This is a genomic window from Pseudoselenomonas ruminantium (genome assembly GCF_900113715.1).
GTDB classification, from domain to species: domain Bacteria; phylum Bacillota; class Negativicutes; order Selenomonadales; family Selenomonadaceae; genus Selenomonas_A; species Selenomonas_A caprae.
In genome coordinates, this window is sequence record NZ_FOQK01000011.1 from 26236 (window position 1) to 43406 (window position 17171).

A 17171-nucleotide genomic window follows, 5' to 3' on the forward strand; every position below is an offset into this window, starting at 1 on the left:
ACCATAGCTTAACTTTAGTTATTTGGCAAGCATTTTTTCTGCAGAATCGGTTTGTTTTCTCCAAACTGTTAGGCTATAATCATACTGAAATATCCATTTTAAAGGAGTGCAGCCATGAATTATCCAGAAGATACACCTGGTATATCCATCAGCGAACTCATGTCACGCTTAAAACTGAGCCGCAATTACATCATCCGCCACATCACCCACTGTGTGGATCATATCGAAGACGCGCCCGCCCAAGGCGCCCGTGTCATCTACGATGAAGCCATGCTGCGGCAGTATCTGGCTCAGAAATGTACCTTCACCCGCCAGACGCGGCGAATAAATATCGAACAAGAACTCAGAAAATATCAGCGCAAACACCCAGAGGATGAACGCGTAAACAATAGCAGCTTCTGCCGCGAGTTCCTTGGCAATATCCCCGACTGGACTAAGATCACGCGCAGCCAGATTCCCAACATCTCCCTGCCCTCCGAAGACTTTTGGGACTTTCCCCTGATTTTTCCCAAGGAATATACGCAGGGCGATGATGCCCCCGATGCCAAACGCAAATCTGCCGAAATCTGCTACCGTGACATGTTCAAGCTCGGCGCCATCAAGATTCAGCTGGGCCGCCAAAAGACCATGTTCTACATTCCCTATGAGCCAGGCGTATTGCTTCCTCCATTAAGTCAAATATCCAAACTCAATTACAATGACGAAAGCTGCTATCTTGTTCCTGCCGACTGGAAACCGTTTTACCAGGGACATAAAGCACCGTCCACACAGACAGGCCCCATCGCTAAAGTTCAGATAAGCATCACGACCGATGAGGAATCCTTCGACCAGACACTAATCGAGACTGCTCTGCGCAAAGGCTTTGCCTTGAACCATATCCTTGACCACACCGTAAACCCGGACAAAAATCTGGTAACAGTCGTGTATCAGGCCAGTACCCTAAGCGGCACTGCCGCCCCTGCCTCTGACAAAGCAGCCGATCTTATTGACGCCGACGAATTCATGCAGGACTATGAACAGTCACTAGAAGCCCTGTATCAAATGGAAGATGGCCAATAATATCATCACATGCAAAAAGACAGCTCGCCTGAGCTGTCTTTTTGCTGTTCGTATTTTTTTTCCGTCACTCAATCGCCACAACGGCATCCGCATCCACGACGCCACAGTCAAGCACCAGCTGCCGCCAGGCGTAGTCGATTTTCTTTAGCCGCCCATGAACACGGCGCTGTTCGCCAAACTTACTGCAAACCAGCGTAATCTCCTCCTCAATCTGCAGGAATCCCGCCAAAACATCAAACGGCATGAATATTTGGGCGCAGTTGGACTTTGGCATATAATAGCGCTCCATGATGCAGCTCCTTTCCCAGGATATTAACTTTTGACATTTGACACGTCAATATAAACTTACGTTCGGTCTCCCTTATGCTTTTATTCTAGCACAGCCGAACATATATATCAAGAAATTATGTTCGGTAGTTTGCAAATAAAAAAGGCCACTTTATGGGAAAAGTGGCCTTACAAGCGTCTTGCGGAATTGGAAACGAGGACACCTGCCACAATTATAGCACAAACGCGGGCGGCTGACTTGTCAACTTGACTTGTCAGCCGCCCGCGTGCAGGGATTTTTAGATTATGGGAATGGCAGTAACTTTGGCTAATGCCGCTGGAGTTCCTTGATGAGCTCCCCGATCTTGTCCGTCAGATTATCCATCGACCGTTGGAAACGGGTCAAGAGGTAGAACGTCACCACGATTGGGAACCCCACGGCCGATATCGCCGTCAGAATCGTCTGCTCCATGGCAGCATCCATCAGCCGACGATTGCCTCATCCTCAACCGTGCGGACGAATGCGATATCCAAAGACACCAACGGCATGCCACTGATGATGAAGAACTTCTTGGAAGTAATCTTTTCCACCAGTTCATGAATTTCCGCAGGCGTGATGTCATCACGCGGATTGGCAAATACCAGCTCCGCCTTTTTTCCATCGAGACGGTTGAATCTGACAATAAGCGTTTTTTTCATAATAATACTCCTCCTTTACGCTCAACCCTGAGGAATAAGCGACGCACTATCCTCGCGGACAATCGCATGGAGACTGCGCGCCTGCAGCCGCCCCATAAGGACAACCGTCTCGTACATATCCGCATCCGTTACCTCCGGATTCACATGCGGGAACGTCACCACCGCATAGACATCCTTGCCTGCCGAGTTCTGCCCCTTAACGTATTTGAGCTTCAGCGCACAAGTCTGATCTTCTCTCTTGGCTTCCATGATAAAACCTCCTTCAGAAACGCAACAAAGCCGCCCGGTCGTCACCCCGCGCGGCTTTGTTGCGGAATGACAACCATATATATCAAGCGCCTCGCGCCAGATACCCAAATCCCAAAGGTCAGCATTCCGCAATGCTTCAATATTTCGTTTCTAAGGCCAGTTTACCGAGTTGACCTGTCAAAAGCAAGAGAAAATTTCTTTTTTAATTTTTTATCATCGTCGATTGCATCTAATACCCAAGGATTTAATGTATATGGAAAAAATATATGTTGCATATCATAATTAGCAGTTACACTAGATGTTCTGTATATAATCCTATATTGCTCCAATTTTGTTATGCTTCCATTTTTACAATCATATTCTCGTGTATAATCACGAGACTGAAGTAATTCCATAATAATTTGTGTTTGGAATTTATCAAGATTTAATAAATATTCTTTCTCTATTCGTCTTAACTTGCTTCTCTGATATTTATCTATGATATATTTTATTGTTTTGACAACTATAAAACATATAGATAAAAGAAACACTGTACCAATAATTGAACGATAATTATTAACCACTACAAATACATCAATCTTTTCTAATACCTCTTTGGGTAATAATAAACATGAACCTGTAAACAATGTAATGCAAATATGGCTTTCAATGGATAACCTAAATAATGCCAAAATTGATTTAATACTTTCAGCCATTATATTTCTCCTTTATTCTCGTGAAATATGCGCCAGTAAATTATAGGTTATTCGTTAAATTCATACGTACCCTTAAATACATTTCCATGGTGGAATTTTCAAATATTTATAACATTTATCGTCCACAGGTAATGCTTGTATTTAGTCATTATCTGCCAGTTTAATTTTTTCATGTATATGGGGAAATGAATTTCGACAGGACAACGTGCTTATCATGTATGAACGTAATATGACACCCCCAATATACCAAGCGAAGTGTCGCGCCAGATACCCATAAAATTTATCATTTTCGAAAATGTATTCAGTTGGTATTTGTTATAAGAAAGTTCTTTCAGTTCCTGAAATATGGAGTTGACCGGTCAAATGCAAGCACTATTTTATGTTGTTGGTAAATAGACTTTTCCTTGTAAAACAGAATATCCTGAGGCCTTGTCTGTGTAATCATAAACGAGCTCGCTGGCTTCTTTGTCGGTAGGTATTTTATCAATACATGTTCCATCAAGTATATTATCCCAGGTGAGTGTTGGCGTTGAAAGATTTAACATCTTCAAATCATTAATATATTCATCGATGATGGCATTTACTAATTGGTTTTCAATATTTTTTTGCTGTTTTATGATTGCTACATATTTAAATCCTTCAGGTATTATTAATATAGAATTAAGTTTTAAAGTATCTGGATTAAGGTAAACATCCCATAACTGTCGTACTAAATCTTTCTTTTGTATGTTCAAAATAGATTTAGTATAACAGTTAATAATTTCTTGTCTTATATCATGCTCAAGTTTATCTAAAAACAGATATAGATTTATAAGCTGTAAAAGTTCAAAACTGACACAACTCTTATCTGCCTTCTCTAATAGCTCTGAGAATTTGGCTTTACTTAAACTTTCTTTCACTTTTGGGTGATTGCCTGTAAATTCATCTAAATACGTTATGATAGGTAAATTATCCTTAGAACACCTATCATCATGACTCATGTACATTTTTCGATATGCTTCCTGCTGGATTATATAAGAAACCAACGGCTCATCTATATTTCTTCGATTATTTTCCCGACGTGCACGTTCTTGAATGTTTAATTCTCTTTTCTTTGCTGCTTGTTCCTTTTCTTTTTTTCTTTCCTTTTCTTCTTTATCTTTTTCTTCCTTCCATTTTTTATAAGCAATTCTTGCGCCGTAAATCCCGACAGCAGCGGTTATGACACTAATGATTGCACTCGAAAAACTAATCAATACGGTTAAATCTTCATATTTAAAAGCGTGTTCTATCCAATTTAAGTAATAGAATTTTTGTACCCCTAGTATAATTCCACAAATAATTAAAAGGGGTAAAACAAAATATAAAAACCATTTATATATATATTTTTTGTCATTTTAGTTCATCCTTTACTTTTGATTTTAAAACGGTGTTTTGAGAAATTAGTTTATATTTAATGTTACAAATACTGTTCAACTTGATGGATGCAGCTGGTCAAATCCTTTTTTATGTCTGACTCCCAAAAGCGCAGAACCAGCCAGCCCGCTTCGGTTAGTTCGTCATTAACCTCTTTATCCCGTTCCACATTGCGGGCCAGCTTCTTCTGCCAATACTCTTTATTTGAACCAACCTGCGCCCCAGGGTTGTCTTGATATCCACGCGCATGCCAAAAGTCGCCATCAACAAAGATGGCGATTTTTTGACGGGTCAGCACAATATCTGGTTTCCCGGGCAGTTTATTGAAATTTTTACGGTAACGCAGTCCACGTGCCCATAGTTCTTTTCGTAGGATTAGCTCAGGTTTTGTATCTTTGGCACAAATCCGTTGCATATTTCTATGACGCTGGGCTTTCGTATGTGTATCTATTATAAAACACTTCCTTTATAGGCAGCTCTTTATCGTCAAGATAGTATTGGAAAACCTTTGTTGCATCCAAGGCCAAGGCAAGAATATCTGTCCCGGTTACGTTCTTCAGTAATGGCAGTGTAACATGTCCTAGCCATCTGCTTGCAGATTCCGAAGGAAAAAGAAAGATGTTTTGGACATTATTTATCTCAAAATATTCTAGCAGCTTATAATAGGCCATATGGTATAGATATTGCTTGGTCACTGACTCTATCCCTGGCTGACCACTGACAGCATTGGAATTAAATACAACATTATAGTATTTTGCATCATAAATACAGAAAGTCAACTGGTCGTTTTGATCATTTCGTATCCGAATGCAGTCAGGTATTAAAGTATCTTTTTTTATGCCATGCAAAAAGCCATTAGAAACCCATTCAGGGCGATCAATCATCTGCAACAACGTTTTGCCTTTGGCACTAAAACTATTTATTTTTTTACTAGCAAGTTCAGGGAAATTTTTCTCTGTAAACTTTAATTGCAGTTGGTTGCCAAGTACTTCACCACAAGCGGCTTCCCAAATGAGGTTCATTGTAGTTGTACCATAGAAGTATAACTTGCTTTGACGCCGCACTCCTTGACGAAGAAGGTAAAGTTGCATGAGTTGCAAAATATGACGTTTACTTGTAATAAATTGACGTGTCAGTTCCTGTTCAATTCGTCGCAATAAAAATTCGTCAGAACCAAGTGAGTTGCGACGTATATCGGAGCTATACCGTCCTTGGATACCAACAAATGTTGCTAAATCAGCTTTTTCAATGAGATCAAAGCATTCACTGATAATGCATTTATGCAGGCAGTAAAAAAAATTCAGGTCATCCCATACGTTTTGTTTTGTATACATATTCGGATAGAATGGCCGTCCATGAGATATCAAAGTTTGCGTTTCATGAACTGTTCTTTCCCAATTGATGTCACCCATACCATTAATTTCCTCAACAGTTTCCTGCACCTGATAGAAGCCTGTTTTCCGATATTGTTCGATTATCTCCAATACAATCGAAAGGAGAGATAGTGATTTTAATGAATTACGGCTACTGGCTCCTAGGTATATTTTTTGTTCTTTGTTTTTTTCGTATTTGCGGATGACTGACAGAATAATATTAAATTGGGTGGGCAAGCTGCTAGAGGTGACGTTTTTTAGGTATTTTGGATAGCAGCGAATGACAACATCATTCAACATGAGTATTCCCACAAAGGTGAAAGTAAAGTAGCGATTATCATCAGTAAGAATTTCGTTTATATCTTCCAGAGTGACGTCTCCATCTAATGAATTGCTCTTTTTTACTCGTCGAAGGATGTTGCTGTTTTGCAAACGGGTAATAATAGAGCGGCCTTCTTCTGATGTTAGTTTTAATTGGTTGCAGATATAACTTTCAGAATAACTGCAAAGTTCACGAAACCAAGCGGTATGCATTTTAATCACCTTCTGAGGCGAAAATAGCCAAGCCGTTTTCTTGATAGTCTTTTAAAAGATCAGAATAAGCATGGTATTCCTGTCCGAAAACAGTTCGCATGTCATATTTGGCTGCATCTTCAAAAAGATACATCAAAACCTTGCTGGCAAACATTTGTCGCAATAGGTCTGGATCTTTTAAAATATCTGTGGCAAGGAAAAAGGGGCCAAGCCATTTATCCTCATTAACATGAGCTTTTCTCAGTAAATTATTAATAATATGCCGCGTTTTGTTCCACTCTAAAATTTGTTGTTCACCAGTGGTTAGATAAAGTTCTGTTTTAAAGTCGTGAACCTTATCTTCATCTGCATCGATAGGACGATAGCTGAAAGTCCATCTACGTTTAAAAGCGGTGTCCAAAGGCATAACTCCTTGGTCAGCAGAGTTCATGGTAGCCCATATATAGAAGTTACTAGGAAGATAAAGTTTATCGCCCATGGTAAGATTAATCTTCTTATTGTCATTTTGATATTTAACAATGTAATCCTTCACTTCATTGCTGATATCAACTGGATACTCACTTTTTCCATTTTTTCTGTCCAAGAGCTGAAAAACATCACCAAACACAGCTGCAACATTAGCACGATTTATCTCTTCAATAATCAGTAAATAATTATTTTCAGGGTTAGATAATGCTTTTAGCAATACTCTAAGAAATGGGCCTGGTATATACTCATATGAAATATCATTCCCTTTTCCCACTGGCTTATAACAACCAAAAAATTGCGCATAGGAATAAGCAGGATGAAATGTGATGCGTTCAAAACAATCTTCATCAGGAAAAAAATTCTCCTGATCTTTTTTTAGTTCGTAGCTTTTCCCAGTTCCAGGAGCACCAAATATGATGCGATTATAAGGGCGATCTATTTTTGAAGCATTTTTTTCTCCATAACTATTCGTATTTTTTTTATGACTTTGTATATTTAGATTAAGAATGTCTGCAACGCCCTGAAGTTCTTTCGTAATATTAGTCTGTAAAACATCATCATTATGTTCGTAGTCCATATTGTTTCTCCTATGCTATGAGTGCTGCTGCTTTTTCTTTATTGCTACTACGTAATTCGAAACGCTTCTTATTTGTTTTGTCAACAATTCCTGCATTACTGAGTAAATTGGCAATATATGTATAACAAGTGATACTGTCTATTCCTGAAATTTTTCTTTGCGATGCATCGCCTGTTTTTTTATCATATGTATCTGATTTTACATTTATTTCTAAATGTCCAGCTCGATACTGTTGAATGATTTGTTCTGATTCAGCGTAATTAGTGATGTTGTTTTGTGAACAATACAACATATAACAAAACTCAACTTTGTCAAAACTGTTATATTTCAACAGAAATTGAATAGAAAGGATTAACACATCACGATATGTCATTTCAGGATGCTCTTTTATTGCGTTCCAAATTCCATCAAATATCAATTCCTCAATAGCGTTATTGATATGTTTTTTTGATTCATAATAATTGTCAGATGGGAGACTATCTTTTTTTTCTTCCAGCTTCTGTTCCATTATAAATGTTTTAACGAGCGCAATTCCTTTGGGAGTAAATAGTTTGGAATACTTGATGATATCGTGAGGATTATATATCATAAAACCTAGATTTTTTAACAAAGGGAAAATAGTTCTATCATTTTTTGCATTGGTATTTTTCTCTGTACATACATAATTTCTGTAATCCCTAAATGCACCAGATTCATGTATATGTTCTTGACAGTATTCGTAATAAGAAATAATACTGTTTTTAGTATTCTGGGTAAACGAAGAACCTGGTGATGGTGTGTTGCGAACAATGATATCCATATTATCCCCCTGCCTTTAAAGTGTTTTTTTTATTTCTTTTGCAACTGCGTATGCTAATAATGGAGGAACAGCATTCCCAATCTGTTTGTATTGGCTGGTTTTTGAACCAAGCACTTCAAAAGTATCAGGAAATGACTGTAGTCTGGCATTTTCGCGTACTGAAGGTATTCTGTTTTCCTTATAGTGGAAATAATTACGATGTCCTGTATCCACCGTATTAGACGGACGGTCGCTGCCCATTCGTTCAAAGGCTTTATTATATTTGCGTACATTCCAATATTCTTCGGGAAGATCCTTTATTTTCCCGCCATCTTTTATAAGGCTGATGATGTGGCGGGTTTGATCGCTATGATTAGTTCCTTCATGATTCATTAATGTTGTTGAACCATCTCGGATCATTTTTTCATATGGAGTCTGTGGTGCAGCCGTGTATTTTGTGATTTTTTCGGCTCCGATCAGAGATGGAAGATCACCAATTGCTTCACTGGCTGTAACAATATGTTCGACCTTTTCAATTTCATCAAAATCGAATTTATCGGATTTCATTCCAACAAAAAAAACGCGATGACGATTTTGTGGTACGCCATAGTCAGCAGCGTTAAGGATTTGGTATTTCACATGATAGCCGATTTTTTCAAATCGACGGATGATATCATCGCGAAAGGCACCTTTTGCTAAGGTCGTTAGACCTTTTACATTCTCGATAACAAAGAAATCTGGATTCAAATGTTCAACTACGCGGCAGTATTCACGGTATAAGTGATTTCTAGGATCATTTATATCCCGTGTTCCGACAGTGCTATATCCCTGACATGGAGGGCCGCCTATTACACCTACGATACTGCCGTCTGCATTCAAACGATCGAGAAACGTATTGTCCCAATTATGAATATCCTCGCAATACGCTTTATGTCCCTTTGCATTATGGTTATAAGTATTAACCGCATCACTCCACATATCAATTGCTGCGGCGACTTCAAAGCCTGCCATTTCAAAGCCACGACTCAGACCTCCACAACCACAAAAAAGATCTACTATTTTATTTCTATTCTTCATTACTCGTTAATATCCTCTTCTATTTTTTTTATTTCTGGTTTTAAAGCATCTGCAATTGCTTTGGCAAGTAGCGGGGGAACAGCATTGCCAATCTGCCGATAATTGTTCCCCCGGTTACTGTTAAACACAAAATCATCCGGAAAAGACTGTAATCTTGCTGCTTCACGTGGCGTTGGTATCCTATTATATAAGGGGTGAAAATAATTACTATGTGCATTGCCAGTGTCAATGGTACAGGACCGATCAGAGGGATCTAAGCGTTTGTAGGCAGAGGAATGTCGGTTTTGGCGATTGCTGGGCCATAGCTCTGCAGGAACATCACGCCAGTTGCCACCCTGTGGAACGTGAGAAATACGCTCCTGTACCTTCTCTGCTGGATATTTTACCTCGTGATTGAGAATAGTATCGTTTTTGTTTCTTAGATATTTCTGATAAGGAGTCAAAGGAGCATTATCAAGGAATAATGGGGCGTTTGAATTATGCGACTCAAAATTATATAATTCTCCGATAGCTTCCTCAACAGTTACAGGTTTATCAACCTTTTTTAATTTGTTAAAATCAAATTTACGACTACCTTTTAGTATTACAAAGAAATTTCGTTTACGGTATTGTGGGACGCCATAGTCGGCTGCGTTGAGGATGCAGTGGTTCACAGAATAGCCTCTGCTTTCAAAAATTTCATAGATACGCTTTTTGGCATACCCGTTATTTCTTGTAATTATCCCCTGTACATTTTCAATAACTATGGCTTTGGGATTAGCCATATCAACAAACTTTACAAATTCAAAAAATAATCGATTACGGGGATCATCCTGTTCGTTCTGCCAGCGATTGGCTGAAGAAAAGCCCTGACAAGGGGGGCCGCCAATAATAATATCAATATCTGTGATATCACCAAAGACCTCAGTGATTTTTTCCTTATCCATTTCAGATAAGTCACCGCAATATCCGGTGGCACCTTTGAAATTAAGGTTAAATGTGTCAATAGCTGGCTGGTTGAAATCCACACCGCCGACAATCTGATATCCCGACAGTTTAAACCCTTCGCTAAGTCCGCCGCATCCGCAAAAGAGATCGACTACCTTATACATCTTTCATGTCCTCCGTTTCTATTTCACAGATATCTGCTATATCGCAATGGAGCGCAGCACATATCTTTACTAAGACTTCTGTATTTACATTTTCTTTTCTCTTGAGCTTCGCCATAGTAGAGGTACTAATGTCTGCCAATTGACAAAGCTCTTTTTGTTTAATTTCACGATCTACTAATAATTTCATCAGTTTTTTATAGCAAAGGTGATTCATCGGTATCCCTCCCGAGTGGAAATTATACCGAATTTGTAATCAAATAGCAACCTAAAAATAGCGATATCTAATAATTTTTTATCAGATATCGCTATAAAATGTTGGAAAATGACATGTGAAACACATTGTCATACGAAGATGGATTACACGGTTTTCCAGTAATTCATAATGCCCAACGCCACGGCCTTTGCGTTCCTTAACGCCCCGGTCGGCATAGCCCTTGTCGAAGGGCTGGATGGTGTCAATGAGCTGCTTTGGGATGCAGGCGGCCAGCCGCCCGCCTTCGCCGTGTTGCCAGTAGCAGAAGGTTTCCGCCCCCGCGGCCGCCGCCCGCATTGACGTGGATGCTGACAAAAACATCCGCTTCCCACGCATTGGCCGCCGCCACGACACAGGGATACTCAGGGCTTTCGCCGGCCAGGTTATGGCTCTGCAGGAGACTTACCTCACAGCCTGCCGCCTCCAGATATTTACCGCAAAGGCTGCCATAGGTTATGGCCAAGTCACACTCGCGCAAACGGCATCGCGGATTGACACAGCCAGGATCGGGATTACCGCCCAGCGAATGACCTGGGTTCAAAAAGATAAGTATCATTTTGATGGGCTTTAAAGATGCACAGCCCCTAATAAAAGGCGATTCACTGACACAAGGGTCTGCGAATCGCCTTTTTGCTATGTTATTTCATAGCCTCTTTTTCTCCACTCCCCCTGCCAGTAATCCGTCCTCCATCGCGTAGCGCCCATGTTGATATAGGCGGAGAGAAAAATTTCCTCCAAACGTATTGTTTGTTAGAAAAAACTTGACGCATATAGATAGCTATGCTATATTCTAAGTAAGGAAAGGGCTATCCCTTCCGGTGCTTATGAGCTTAGCCGCTTGGTCAAGGGAGTGGTTAAGGGAAGCTTTCTATCGGTTTGTGCATTAAGCCAGAACTTGAATAGGCATGTCATGCATGCTGAAAAGAAAAATGCCAACATGATTTGATTGCCTAGAGCTATCCGGCTCTAGGCATTTTTCTTTGGAGAATTCAATCCCAAACGTGCAGGCCCCCTGATTGAGGCGGATTATCTGATGTACAGCCAGGAAGGACTGGAATATCTATATCTATTCCTTGTAAAGGAACTTGGCCGTGATGCACAGGATAATCAATACGTTCCTATGTCGTTTTTTTGCACAACGAATTATCGCTACTTGCAAAATCAGACCGTATATAATGTTTTAGATGTAAAAATCACGCCCTTTCAAAAACTACCCAAAAACAAGAAAAGCAGCCGGATTGACCGATACGTTCCCCCCGGCTGCTTTTCTTTTAACTACTCCTCTGCCAGTAATCCGTCACCCCTCTAGCCAGCGCCCTTGCGATTTCATCGCCGTGCAGCGTCAGCACGCCCACGTCGTCACTGTCGATAAAGCCCACCTCCACGAGCACGGCTGGCATATTGGTATTCCGCAGCACGCAGAAACTTGGATGTGCCTTGACGCCGCGATCGATATAGCCACGGTCATACGGACAAAGCCCCCAAAGCAGCTGGTTTTGGATGCAGCCTGCGAGCCTGCCGCCCGCGCCCTCTTTGCTATAGCAGTACGTCTCGGGGCCGCGGCCGCCGCCCGCGTTGACGTGGATGCTGACAAAAACATCCGCTTCCCACGCATTGGCCGCCTCCACGACACAGGGATACCCTGGGCTTTCACCGGCCAAGTTATGGCTCTGCAGGAGACTTACCTCACAGCCTGCCGCCTCCAGATATTTACCGCACAGGCTGCCATAGGTTATGGCCAGATCGCACTCCCGCAGATGAATGGCGGGATTCACGCAGCCAGGGTCGGGATTTCCGCCCAGCGCATGGCCGGGATTGATAAACACACGCATATTCTTCCCCCTCAGTTCACGATAAAGCCCTCACTTGTCGTTTCCGTATGATAGGTGTCCTCACTCTCAAAATCATGGGAATAGACGGTGTACGTGCCCTCCTCCACGAGGCTTTCGCTGATATCGAGGCATTCCCTGAGCGCGTTCATCAGCGCATCTGTCCACTCGTCAAAGTCAAAGAACGTCCCTGCCACATGGGGCATGGGCGACGCAAAGAAGAAGTCGCCGCCCCATGCCGCTTGCTTTGGCTCAGGCTCCTGCACGGTTTCCACAGAAAGCCCGTCTGCCTGCCGCACCGGCTCCGAAAAAGCAGCGCAAGGCCCCCTTTCAGCAGGCGCGGCGGGCGGCAAATGCTCTGCCGCCTGCGCCTTTTCCTGCGTGTCCTGTTTTTGACTTGTCAAAACATCACATGCCTCCGGCTGACTTGTCAGCACGTCCTTTTCCCCTGTCTGACAAGTCAAATCCGCCCCCTCTGCCTTTTTAGCGGTCAAAGCCCGCACTTCATACGTCGTCTTGCGTACATCCTTGCCCAGCACCAGCAAGCCTGCCGCCACGAGCTCCTTGCGGGCGGCGCAGAACGAGCCATGGGAAAGGCCCGTCTGGTCGCGCAGCCACCATTCCTCGATGGCACCGCCGCCTTTCTTTTGGATGCACGCATAGAGTTTTTCCGCTTTCCCCGAAAGATTAATAGCCATGGCACATTGCCTCCATCGCCGTCTTCGCATCCGAATACTCGGGCGGCAATCCGTGCAGGCGCTCCATCACGCTGCGGCGGGCCAAAAGCCGCTGGCGCCCTGCCATAGTCGCTACATCGAATATCCCGTCCAACGCATAGAGCTCCTGGGCAAAGCCCCAGGCAACCGCCTCATACAGTCCTGTCATGACCTTAGCGAGCAGGATTACTGCTTTATGGTAAAATATGGCTAAAAAAGAGTGGTTAAGGGAAGCTTTCTATCGGTTTGGCATTAAGCCAGAATAAGCCTGTTATACATGCTGAAAAGAAAAATGCCTAGAGCTGCACGGCTCTAGGCATTTTTCTTTAAATAAACATCGGGCTCCCCCTTTACTATAAAAACAACGAACAAAGTATTGCGGAAAATATGCACTGACAATATAATAGGCTATATACCAAGCGATTGCCTTGAATGGGCGTCTGTATCTATCATAAGGAGATTGAACGTTACCAATGAAACAAGATAACATTGTATCAAACGCTGAGCAATTACAGCTTATAAATACCATAAAGGAGCAAATCCGGCAGGCACAGTATAAAACCATTCTGCAAGCCAACAGCCAGCTTATTATACTTTACTGGCAGATTGGCACGCTGTTAAACGAAAATGCTGCCTATGGCAACTCTTTTGTAGAAAGTCTGGCCGCAGAAATCAAACGCGATTTTCCAAAATTAAAAGGGTTTTCTGTACGCAACCTGTGGTATATGAAGAAATTTGCTGAGATAACAGATAAAAAGATTCTGCAGACAGTGTCTGCAGAATTACCTTGGTCACACAATATTGTCCTAATAGAAAAAGTCAAGGATAAGGGACAACGCTTATGGTATGCCCATAAAGCGATCGAAAACGGCTGGTCAAAAAATGTTTTAACACATCAAATTGAAGGAAAACTATACGAACGGCAAAAAATGGCGCCAAAGATAAGCAATTTTTCCCAGCTTTTGCCCAATCCCCAAAGTGAACTGGCCAAGGACACCATGAAAGATCCGTATCTTTTTGACTTCATCGAAATACGGGAGGATATGCTAGAACGGGACATCGAAAATGCACTCGTCAAAGATGTAACCAAGACCATGTTGGAGCTAGGCAAGGGATTTGCCTTTGTCGGGCAACAGTACCATCTGAATGTGGGCGGCGATGATTTCTTCATTGACCTCTTGTTCTATAATCTGAATCTGCGGTGCTATTTTGTCATCGAACTAAAAACTGGCGACTTCAAGCCAGAGTATGCTGGTCAGTTAAATTTCTACTTATCTGCAGTGGATAGCCAGCTTCGCCACGAATGGGACAATCCTTCTATCGGCCTCATTCTTTGCAAAAACAAAAATAACGTAGTAGCGGAATATTCGCTAAGAGACATGAGCAAACCGATGGGCGTCAGCGAATACCGTCTGACACAGGAACTGCCGGAAGACTTGAAAACCCAACTCCCCACCGGGGCAGACTTTAACAAGTAAATACTGATATACAAAAAGTGCAGACGGTGTCTGCACTTTTTGTATAGCTATTCACATATCCTGCCAATAATCCGTAATCCCTCTAGCCAGCGCCCTTGCGATTTCATCGCCGTGCAGCGTCAGCACGCCCACGTCGTCACTGTCGATGAATCCCACCTCCACGAGTACGGCAGGCATATTGGTATTCCGCAGCACGCAGAATGTCGGGTGCTCCATGACGCCGCGGTCGCGGTAGCCCTGGTCGATGGGCTGGATGGCGGCTACGAGCTGGTTCTGGATGCAGTGAGCCAGCCGTTCGCCTTTACCGCCAAGGTTATAGCAGTAGGTTTCCGCCCCGCGGCCGCCGCCCGCGTTGACGTGGATGCTGACAAAAACATCCGCTTCCCACGCATTGGCCGCCGCCACGACACAGGGATACTCAGGGCTTTCGCCGGCCAGGTTATGGCTCTGCAGGAGACTTACCTCACAGCCTGCCGCCTCCAGATATTTACCGCAAAGGCTGCCATAGGTTATGGCCAAGTCACACTCGCGCAAACGGCATCGCGGATTGACACAGCCAGGGTCGGGATTACCGCCCAGCGAATGACCTGGATTCAAAAAGACACGCATACAGCTCCCTCCTCAGTTTACGATAAAACCCTTACTTGTCGTTTCCGTGTGATAAGTATCTTCGCTCTCAAAATCATGGGAATAGACAGTATACGTGCCCTCCTCCACGAGGCTTTCGCTGATATCGAGGCATTCCCCGAGCGCATTCATCAGCGCATCCGTCCATTCGTCAAAGTCAAAGAACGTCCCCGCCACATGGGGCATGGGCGACGCAAAGAAGAAGTCGCCGCCCCGTGCCGCTTGCTTTGGCTCAGGCTCCTGCACGGTTTCCACAGAAAGACCGTCTGCCTGCCGCACCGGCTCCGAAAAAGCAGCGCAGGGCCCCCTTTCAGCAGGCGCGGCGGGCGGCAAATGCTCTACCGCCTGCGCCTTTTCCTGCGTGTCCTGTTTTTGACTTGTCAAAACATCACATGCCTCCGGCTGACTTGTCAGCACGTTCTTCCGCCCTGTCTGACAAGTCAAATCCGCCTTCTCTGCCTTCTTAGCGGTCAAATCCCGCACTTCATACGTCGTCTTGCGTATATCCTTGCCCAGCACCAGCAGCCCCGCCGCCACGAGCTCCTTGCGGGCGGCGCAGAACGAACCATGGGAAAGGCCCGTCTGGTCGCGCAGCCACCATTCTTCGATGGCGCCGCCGCCTTTCTTTTGGATGCACGCATAGAGTCTTTCCGCTTTATCCGTCAATTTAGCATCCATGACGCATCGCCTCCAGCGCTGCCTGCACATCCGAATACGCAGACGGCAGTCCGTGCAGGCGCTCCATCACGCTGCGGCGGGCCAAAAGCCGCTGACGCCCTGCCATAGTCGCTACATCGAATATCCCGTCCAACGCATAGAGCTCCTGGGCAAAGCCCCAGGCAACCGCCTCATACAGCCCTGTCATGACCTCAGCAAGCAGGATTGTCCCCCTATGCGCCCGCAGTGCCTTGATGATTACCGGCAGCCACTCAGCATGACAATCGGGCAGCTGACCATGCAGCCGTGGCATCACCCCGAGCTGTGCCGGAAACGTCAGCAGCACCGACCGTCCCCGGGCAAGCTCTGCATGGTGCGCGAGATTCAGCTGATACCATTCCTGCGCCATCGGAAAACACCCTGCGGCCTTCCCCAAGGCCCTGTCGATTGCCAGCATCTGCAGGCTGTTGAACCGCACCTCAATGATGGCACTCTGCTTCTCTGCTTTCTGACTTGTCAATCCCGTCATAACGATCCCCTTCATTCTCCATCGACATGAACTGTCTCTCAGGTGCTATGTACGCAAGGCATCGCGAACCGATACCCGCACCATGATCCATAAGCTCGAACTGCCATGGCGATTCTTGCATACATAGCAAAATATAGCTTTCGACTTCATCTGCTCCCGTAATTGTTGCCGTGCCTTCTGAAAAACTCATATTCTCCAATCCCCGCTTTCACTCGACCGAACCATCCGGCATCATTCACCTCCCGCCTGCAAATCGCTTCGCGTATTGTGTTTCCCGATATCCTTCGGGTCTTGTAATTTCCCCTTCGGGGCCAGTAACATCCCCGGCTTTATACACGACAAAACCCAGTACCCTGCGGGTTTATTCCCCCCAAACGCCTCATGCAGGATATATCCGCCCTTCGTAAGCTCAGCCCGCGCCCGTTTCACCATCGACGCACTCATCTTCGTGCCGCCGGCGATCTCAGCAAGCGACAGCCGCAGCGGAAACTGCCAAAACACATTATTGGCCCGCCACATCAGATAATGCCAGAGCGCCTGCGCATGTGGCGACAATGGCAGCATCACCTGCCGCTTATAGAAGAAACGGATTTCGTTGAGCCAGCCCCCGAGCGTATCCATCAGCTGGCGGCCCCGGCATGACCAGCCTGCTTTTCCAGCCGCTTGTCAGCCGCCCGCCGATGGATCATGTACTTGTTGACCGTGCGCAAGATTTTTCTCGCCGTCAAATAGCATCACACCTTTCCTCAAATCGTTAAAGCTATCCGTCCACTACCAGCTGACAAACCGCAGCAATTGACAAGTCAATCTCCCCTTTCAC

At 44.2% G+C, this 17171-nt stretch carries 24 protein-coding genes; 2 read left to right on the plus strand and 22 right to left on the minus strand.

From position 1 onward, the window contains the following. The first annotated feature begins 114 nt into the window (after positions 1–114). Positions 115–1059 carry a hypothetical protein gene (locus BM181_RS15130; protein WP_143092136.1) on the plus strand — a complete coding sequence of 315 codons (945 nt, stop codon included), beginning with the start codon at positions 115–117 and terminating at the stop codon, positions 1057–1059. A 64-nt stretch (positions 1060–1123) separates the two neighbouring features. On the opposite strand, the gene BM181_RS07200 is transcribed toward BM181_RS15130, so the two are convergent. The 17 genes from BM181_RS07200 to BM181_RS07280 all read right to left on the minus strand — a co-directional run bounded on the left by BM181_RS07200 (position 1124) and on the right by BM181_RS07280 (position 13229). Beyond that, positions 1124–1348, minus strand: a complete 225-nt coding sequence (locus tag BM181_RS07200) for a hypothetical protein (RefSeq protein WP_075443396.1) — start codon at positions 1346–1348, stop codon at positions 1124–1126. A gap of 306 nt (positions 1349–1654) precedes the next feature. Then, positions 1655–1798: a YvrJ family protein gene (locus BM181_RS07205; protein WP_072022702.1), complete on the minus strand. Its 144-nt coding sequence runs from the start codon at positions 1796–1798 to the stop codon at positions 1655–1657. Between the two features lie 11 nt (positions 1799–1809). Continuing rightward, the gene (locus BM181_RS07210; RefSeq protein WP_075443398.1) at positions 1810–2025 is read right to left on the minus strand and encodes a DUF2922 family protein; all 216 of its coding nucleotides are present in this window, start codon (positions 2023–2025) and stop codon (positions 1810–1812) included. A gap of 21 nt (positions 2026–2046) precedes the next feature. Continuing rightward, a complete protein-coding gene (locus BM181_RS07215; RefSeq protein WP_075443400.1) occupies positions 2047–2274 on the minus strand; it encodes a DUF1659 domain-containing protein in 228 nt (75 codons plus the stop codon). 161 nt (positions 2275–2435) lie between these two features. Then, on the minus strand, positions 2436–2969 hold the full coding sequence (locus tag BM181_RS07220) for a super-infection exclusion protein B (RefSeq protein WP_075443402.1): 534 nt from the start codon (positions 2967–2969) through the stop codon (positions 2436–2438). Between the two features lie 377 nt (positions 2970–3346). After that, positions 3347–4204, minus strand: coding sequence for a hypothetical protein (locus tag BM181_RS07225; RefSeq protein ID WP_075443404.1), 858 nt, complete (start codon positions 4202–4204; stop codon positions 3347–3349). Positions 4205–4407: 203 nt separating this feature from the next. Next, complete coding sequence (locus BM181_RS07230; RefSeq protein ID WP_256211320.1) at positions 4408–4779, minus strand: very short patch repair endonuclease; 372 nt, start codon at positions 4777–4779, stop codon at positions 4408–4410. 4 nt (positions 4780–4783) lie between these two features. Further along, a complete protein-coding gene (locus BM181_RS07235) occupies positions 4784–6271 on the minus strand; it encodes an LlaJI family restriction endonuclease (RefSeq protein ID WP_075443408.1) in 1488 nt (495 codons plus the stop codon). Position 6272: 1 nt separating this feature from the next. Then, on the minus strand, positions 6273–7316 hold the full coding sequence (locus tag BM181_RS07240) for an McrB family protein (RefSeq protein ID WP_075443410.1): 1044 nt from the start codon (positions 7314–7316) through the stop codon (positions 6273–6275). A 10-nt stretch (positions 7317–7326) separates the two neighbouring features. Then, on the minus strand, positions 7327–8115 hold the full coding sequence (locus tag BM181_RS07245; RefSeq protein WP_075443412.1) for a hypothetical protein: 789 nt from the start codon (positions 8113–8115) through the stop codon (positions 7327–7329). 15 nt (positions 8116–8130) lie between these two features. Then, a complete protein-coding gene (locus tag BM181_RS07250) occupies positions 8131–9171 on the minus strand; it encodes a DNA cytosine methyltransferase (RefSeq protein WP_075443414.1) in 1041 nt (346 codons plus the stop codon). Then, positions 9171–10262 (minus strand): DNA cytosine methyltransferase, encoded by a 1092-nt coding sequence (locus tag BM181_RS07255; RefSeq protein WP_075443416.1) that lies wholly within the window; start codon positions 10260–10262, stop codon positions 9171–9173. Before BM181_RS07255 ends, BM181_RS07250 begins: the two co-directional genes overlap by 1 nt. Further along, positions 10255–10476 (minus strand): helix-turn-helix domain-containing protein, encoded by a 222-nt coding sequence (locus BM181_RS07260; protein ID WP_075443418.1) that lies wholly within the window; start codon positions 10474–10476, stop codon positions 10255–10257. Before BM181_RS07260 ends, BM181_RS07255 begins: the two co-directional genes overlap by 8 nt. 241 nt (positions 10477–10717) lie before the next feature. Beyond that, a complete protein-coding gene (locus tag BM181_RS07265; RefSeq protein WP_075443420.1) occupies positions 10718–11071 on the minus strand; it encodes an N-acetylmuramoyl-L-alanine amidase family protein in 354 nt (117 codons plus the stop codon). Positions 11072–11786: 715 nt separating this feature from the next. Then, the gene (locus tag BM181_RS07270) at positions 11787–12347 is read right to left on the minus strand and encodes an N-acetylmuramoyl-L-alanine amidase family protein (RefSeq protein ID WP_075443422.1); all 561 of its coding nucleotides are present in this window, start codon (positions 12345–12347) and stop codon (positions 11787–11789) included. 11 nt (positions 12348–12358) lie between these two features. Next, a complete protein-coding gene (locus BM181_RS07275) occupies positions 12359–13042 on the minus strand; it encodes a hypothetical protein (protein ID WP_075443424.1) in 684 nt (227 codons plus the stop codon). After that, the gene (locus BM181_RS07280) at positions 13032–13229 is read right to left on the minus strand and encodes a hypothetical protein (protein ID WP_075443426.1); all 198 of its coding nucleotides are present in this window, start codon (positions 13227–13229) and stop codon (positions 13032–13034) included. The genes BM181_RS07275 and BM181_RS07280 overlap by 11 nt, the downstream gene beginning before the upstream one ends. A 304-nt stretch (positions 13230–13533) precedes the next feature. Between BM181_RS07280 and BM181_RS07285 the strand changes: the two genes are divergently transcribed. Further along, on the plus strand, positions 13534–14538 hold the full coding sequence (locus BM181_RS07285; RefSeq protein ID WP_075443428.1) for a PDDEXK nuclease domain-containing protein: 1005 nt from the start codon (positions 13534–13536) through the stop codon (positions 14536–14538). A gap of 51 nt (positions 14539–14589) precedes the next feature. Here the strand turns inward: BM181_RS07285 and BM181_RS07290 are convergent, their stop codons facing one another. From BM181_RS07290 to BM181_RS07305, 5 genes are read right to left on the minus strand one after another with little or no spacing between them, the layout of a single operon-like run. Beyond that, positions 14590–15147, minus strand: a complete 558-nt coding sequence (locus BM181_RS07290; protein ID WP_075443430.1) for an N-acetylmuramoyl-L-alanine amidase family protein — start codon at positions 15145–15147, stop codon at positions 14590–14592. Positions 15148–15159: 12 nt separating this feature from the next. Beyond that, the gene (locus tag BM181_RS07295; RefSeq protein ID WP_075443432.1) at positions 15160–15843 is read right to left on the minus strand and encodes a hypothetical protein; all 684 of its coding nucleotides are present in this window, start codon (positions 15841–15843) and stop codon (positions 15160–15162) included. After that, complete coding sequence (locus BM181_RS07300; RefSeq protein ID WP_075443434.1) at positions 15833–16351, minus strand: hypothetical protein; 519 nt, start codon at positions 16349–16351, stop codon at positions 15833–15835. The genes BM181_RS07295 and BM181_RS07300 overlap by 11 nt, the downstream gene beginning before the upstream one ends. After that, positions 16302–16541 carry a hypothetical protein gene (locus BM181_RS15290; protein ID WP_177207179.1) on the minus strand — a complete coding sequence of 80 codons (240 nt, stop codon included), beginning with the start codon at positions 16539–16541 and terminating at the stop codon, positions 16302–16304. Before BM181_RS15290 ends, BM181_RS07300 begins: the two co-directional genes overlap by 50 nt. 41 nt (positions 16542–16582) lie before the next feature. After that, a complete protein-coding gene (locus BM181_RS07305) occupies positions 16583–16972 on the minus strand; it encodes a helix-turn-helix domain-containing protein (RefSeq protein WP_075443436.1) in 390 nt (129 codons plus the stop codon). Between the last annotated feature and the right edge of the window lie 199 nt (positions 16973–17171).

Coding starts and splice junctions, on each gene's coding strand:
- BM181_RS07295 (WP_075443432.1), bottom strand. CDS start 15,843: ATGGATGCTAAATTGACGGATAAAGCGGAAAGACTCTATGCGTGCATC.
- BM181_RS07215 (WP_075443400.1), bottom strand. CDS start 2,274: ATGGAAGCCAAGAGAGAAGATCAGACTTGTGCGCTGAAGCTCAAATAC.
- BM181_RS07245 (WP_075443412.1), bottom strand. CDS start 8,115: ATGGATATCATTGTTCGCAACACACCATCACCAGGTTCTTCGTTTACC.
- BM181_RS07240 (WP_075443410.1), bottom strand. CDS start 7,316: ATGGACTACGAACATAATGATGATGTTTTACAGACTAATATTACGAAA.
- BM181_RS15290 (WP_177207179.1), bottom strand. CDS start 16,541: ATGAGTTTTTCAGAAGGCACGGCAACAATTACGGGAGCAGATGAAGTC.
- BM181_RS07205 (WP_072022702.1), bottom strand. CDS start 1,798: ATGGAGCAGACGATTCTGACGGCGATATCGGCCGTGGGGTTCCCAATC.
- BM181_RS07260 (WP_075443418.1), bottom strand. CDS start 10,476: ATGAATCACCTTTGCTATAAAAAACTGATGAAATTATTAGTAGATCGT.
- BM181_RS07210 (WP_075443398.1), bottom strand. CDS start 2,025: ATGAAAAAAACGCTTATTGTCAGATTCAACCGTCTCGATGGAAAAAAG.
- BM181_RS07280 (WP_075443426.1), bottom strand. CDS start 13,229: ATGACAGGACTGTATGAGGCGGTTGCCTGGGGCTTTGCCCAGGAGCTC.
- BM181_RS15130 (WP_143092136.1), top strand. CDS start 115: ATGAATTATCCAGAAGATACACCTGGTATATCCATCAGCGAACTCATG.
- BM181_RS07285 (WP_075443428.1), top strand. CDS start 13,534: ATGAAACAAGATAACATTGTATCAAACGCTGAGCAATTACAGCTTATA.
- BM181_RS07200 (WP_075443396.1), bottom strand. CDS start 1,348: ATGGAGCGCTATTATATGCCAAAGTCCAACTGCGCCCAAATATTCATG.
- BM181_RS07305 (WP_075443436.1), bottom strand. CDS start 16,972: ATGGATACGCTCGGGGGCTGGCTCAACGAAATCCGTTTCTTCTATAAG.
- BM181_RS07235 (WP_075443408.1), bottom strand. CDS start 6,271: ATGCATACCGCTTGGTTTCGTGAACTTTGCAGTTATTCTGAAAGTTAT.
- BM181_RS07300 (WP_075443434.1), bottom strand. CDS start 16,351: ATGACGGGATTGACAAGTCAGAAAGCAGAGAAGCAGAGTGCCATCATT.
- BM181_RS07220 (WP_075443402.1), bottom strand. CDS start 2,969: ATGGCTGAAAGTATTAAATCAATTTTGGCATTATTTAGGTTATCCATT.
- BM181_RS07270 (WP_075443422.1), bottom strand. CDS start 12,347: ATGCGTGTGTTTATCAATCCCGGCCATGCGCTGGGCGGAAATCCCGAC.
- BM181_RS07265 (WP_075443420.1), bottom strand. CDS start 11,071: ATGATACTTATCTTTTTGAACCCAGGTCATTCGCTGGGCGGTAATCCC.
- BM181_RS07255 (WP_075443416.1), bottom strand. CDS start 10,262: ATGTATAAGGTAGTCGATCTCTTTTGCGGATGCGGCGGACTTAGCGAA.
- BM181_RS07290 (WP_075443430.1), bottom strand. CDS start 15,147: ATGCGTGTCTTTTTGAATCCAGGTCATTCGCTGGGCGGTAATCCCGAC.
- BM181_RS07230 (WP_256211320.1), bottom strand. CDS start 4,779: ATGCAACGGATTTGTGCCAAAGATACAAAACCTGAGCTAATCCTACGA.
- BM181_RS07275 (WP_075443424.1), bottom strand. CDS start 13,042: ATGGCTATTAATCTTTCGGGGAAAGCGGAAAAACTCTATGCGTGCATC.
- BM181_RS07250 (WP_075443414.1), bottom strand. CDS start 9,171: ATGAAGAATAGAAATAAAATAGTAGATCTTTTTTGTGGTTGTGGAGGT.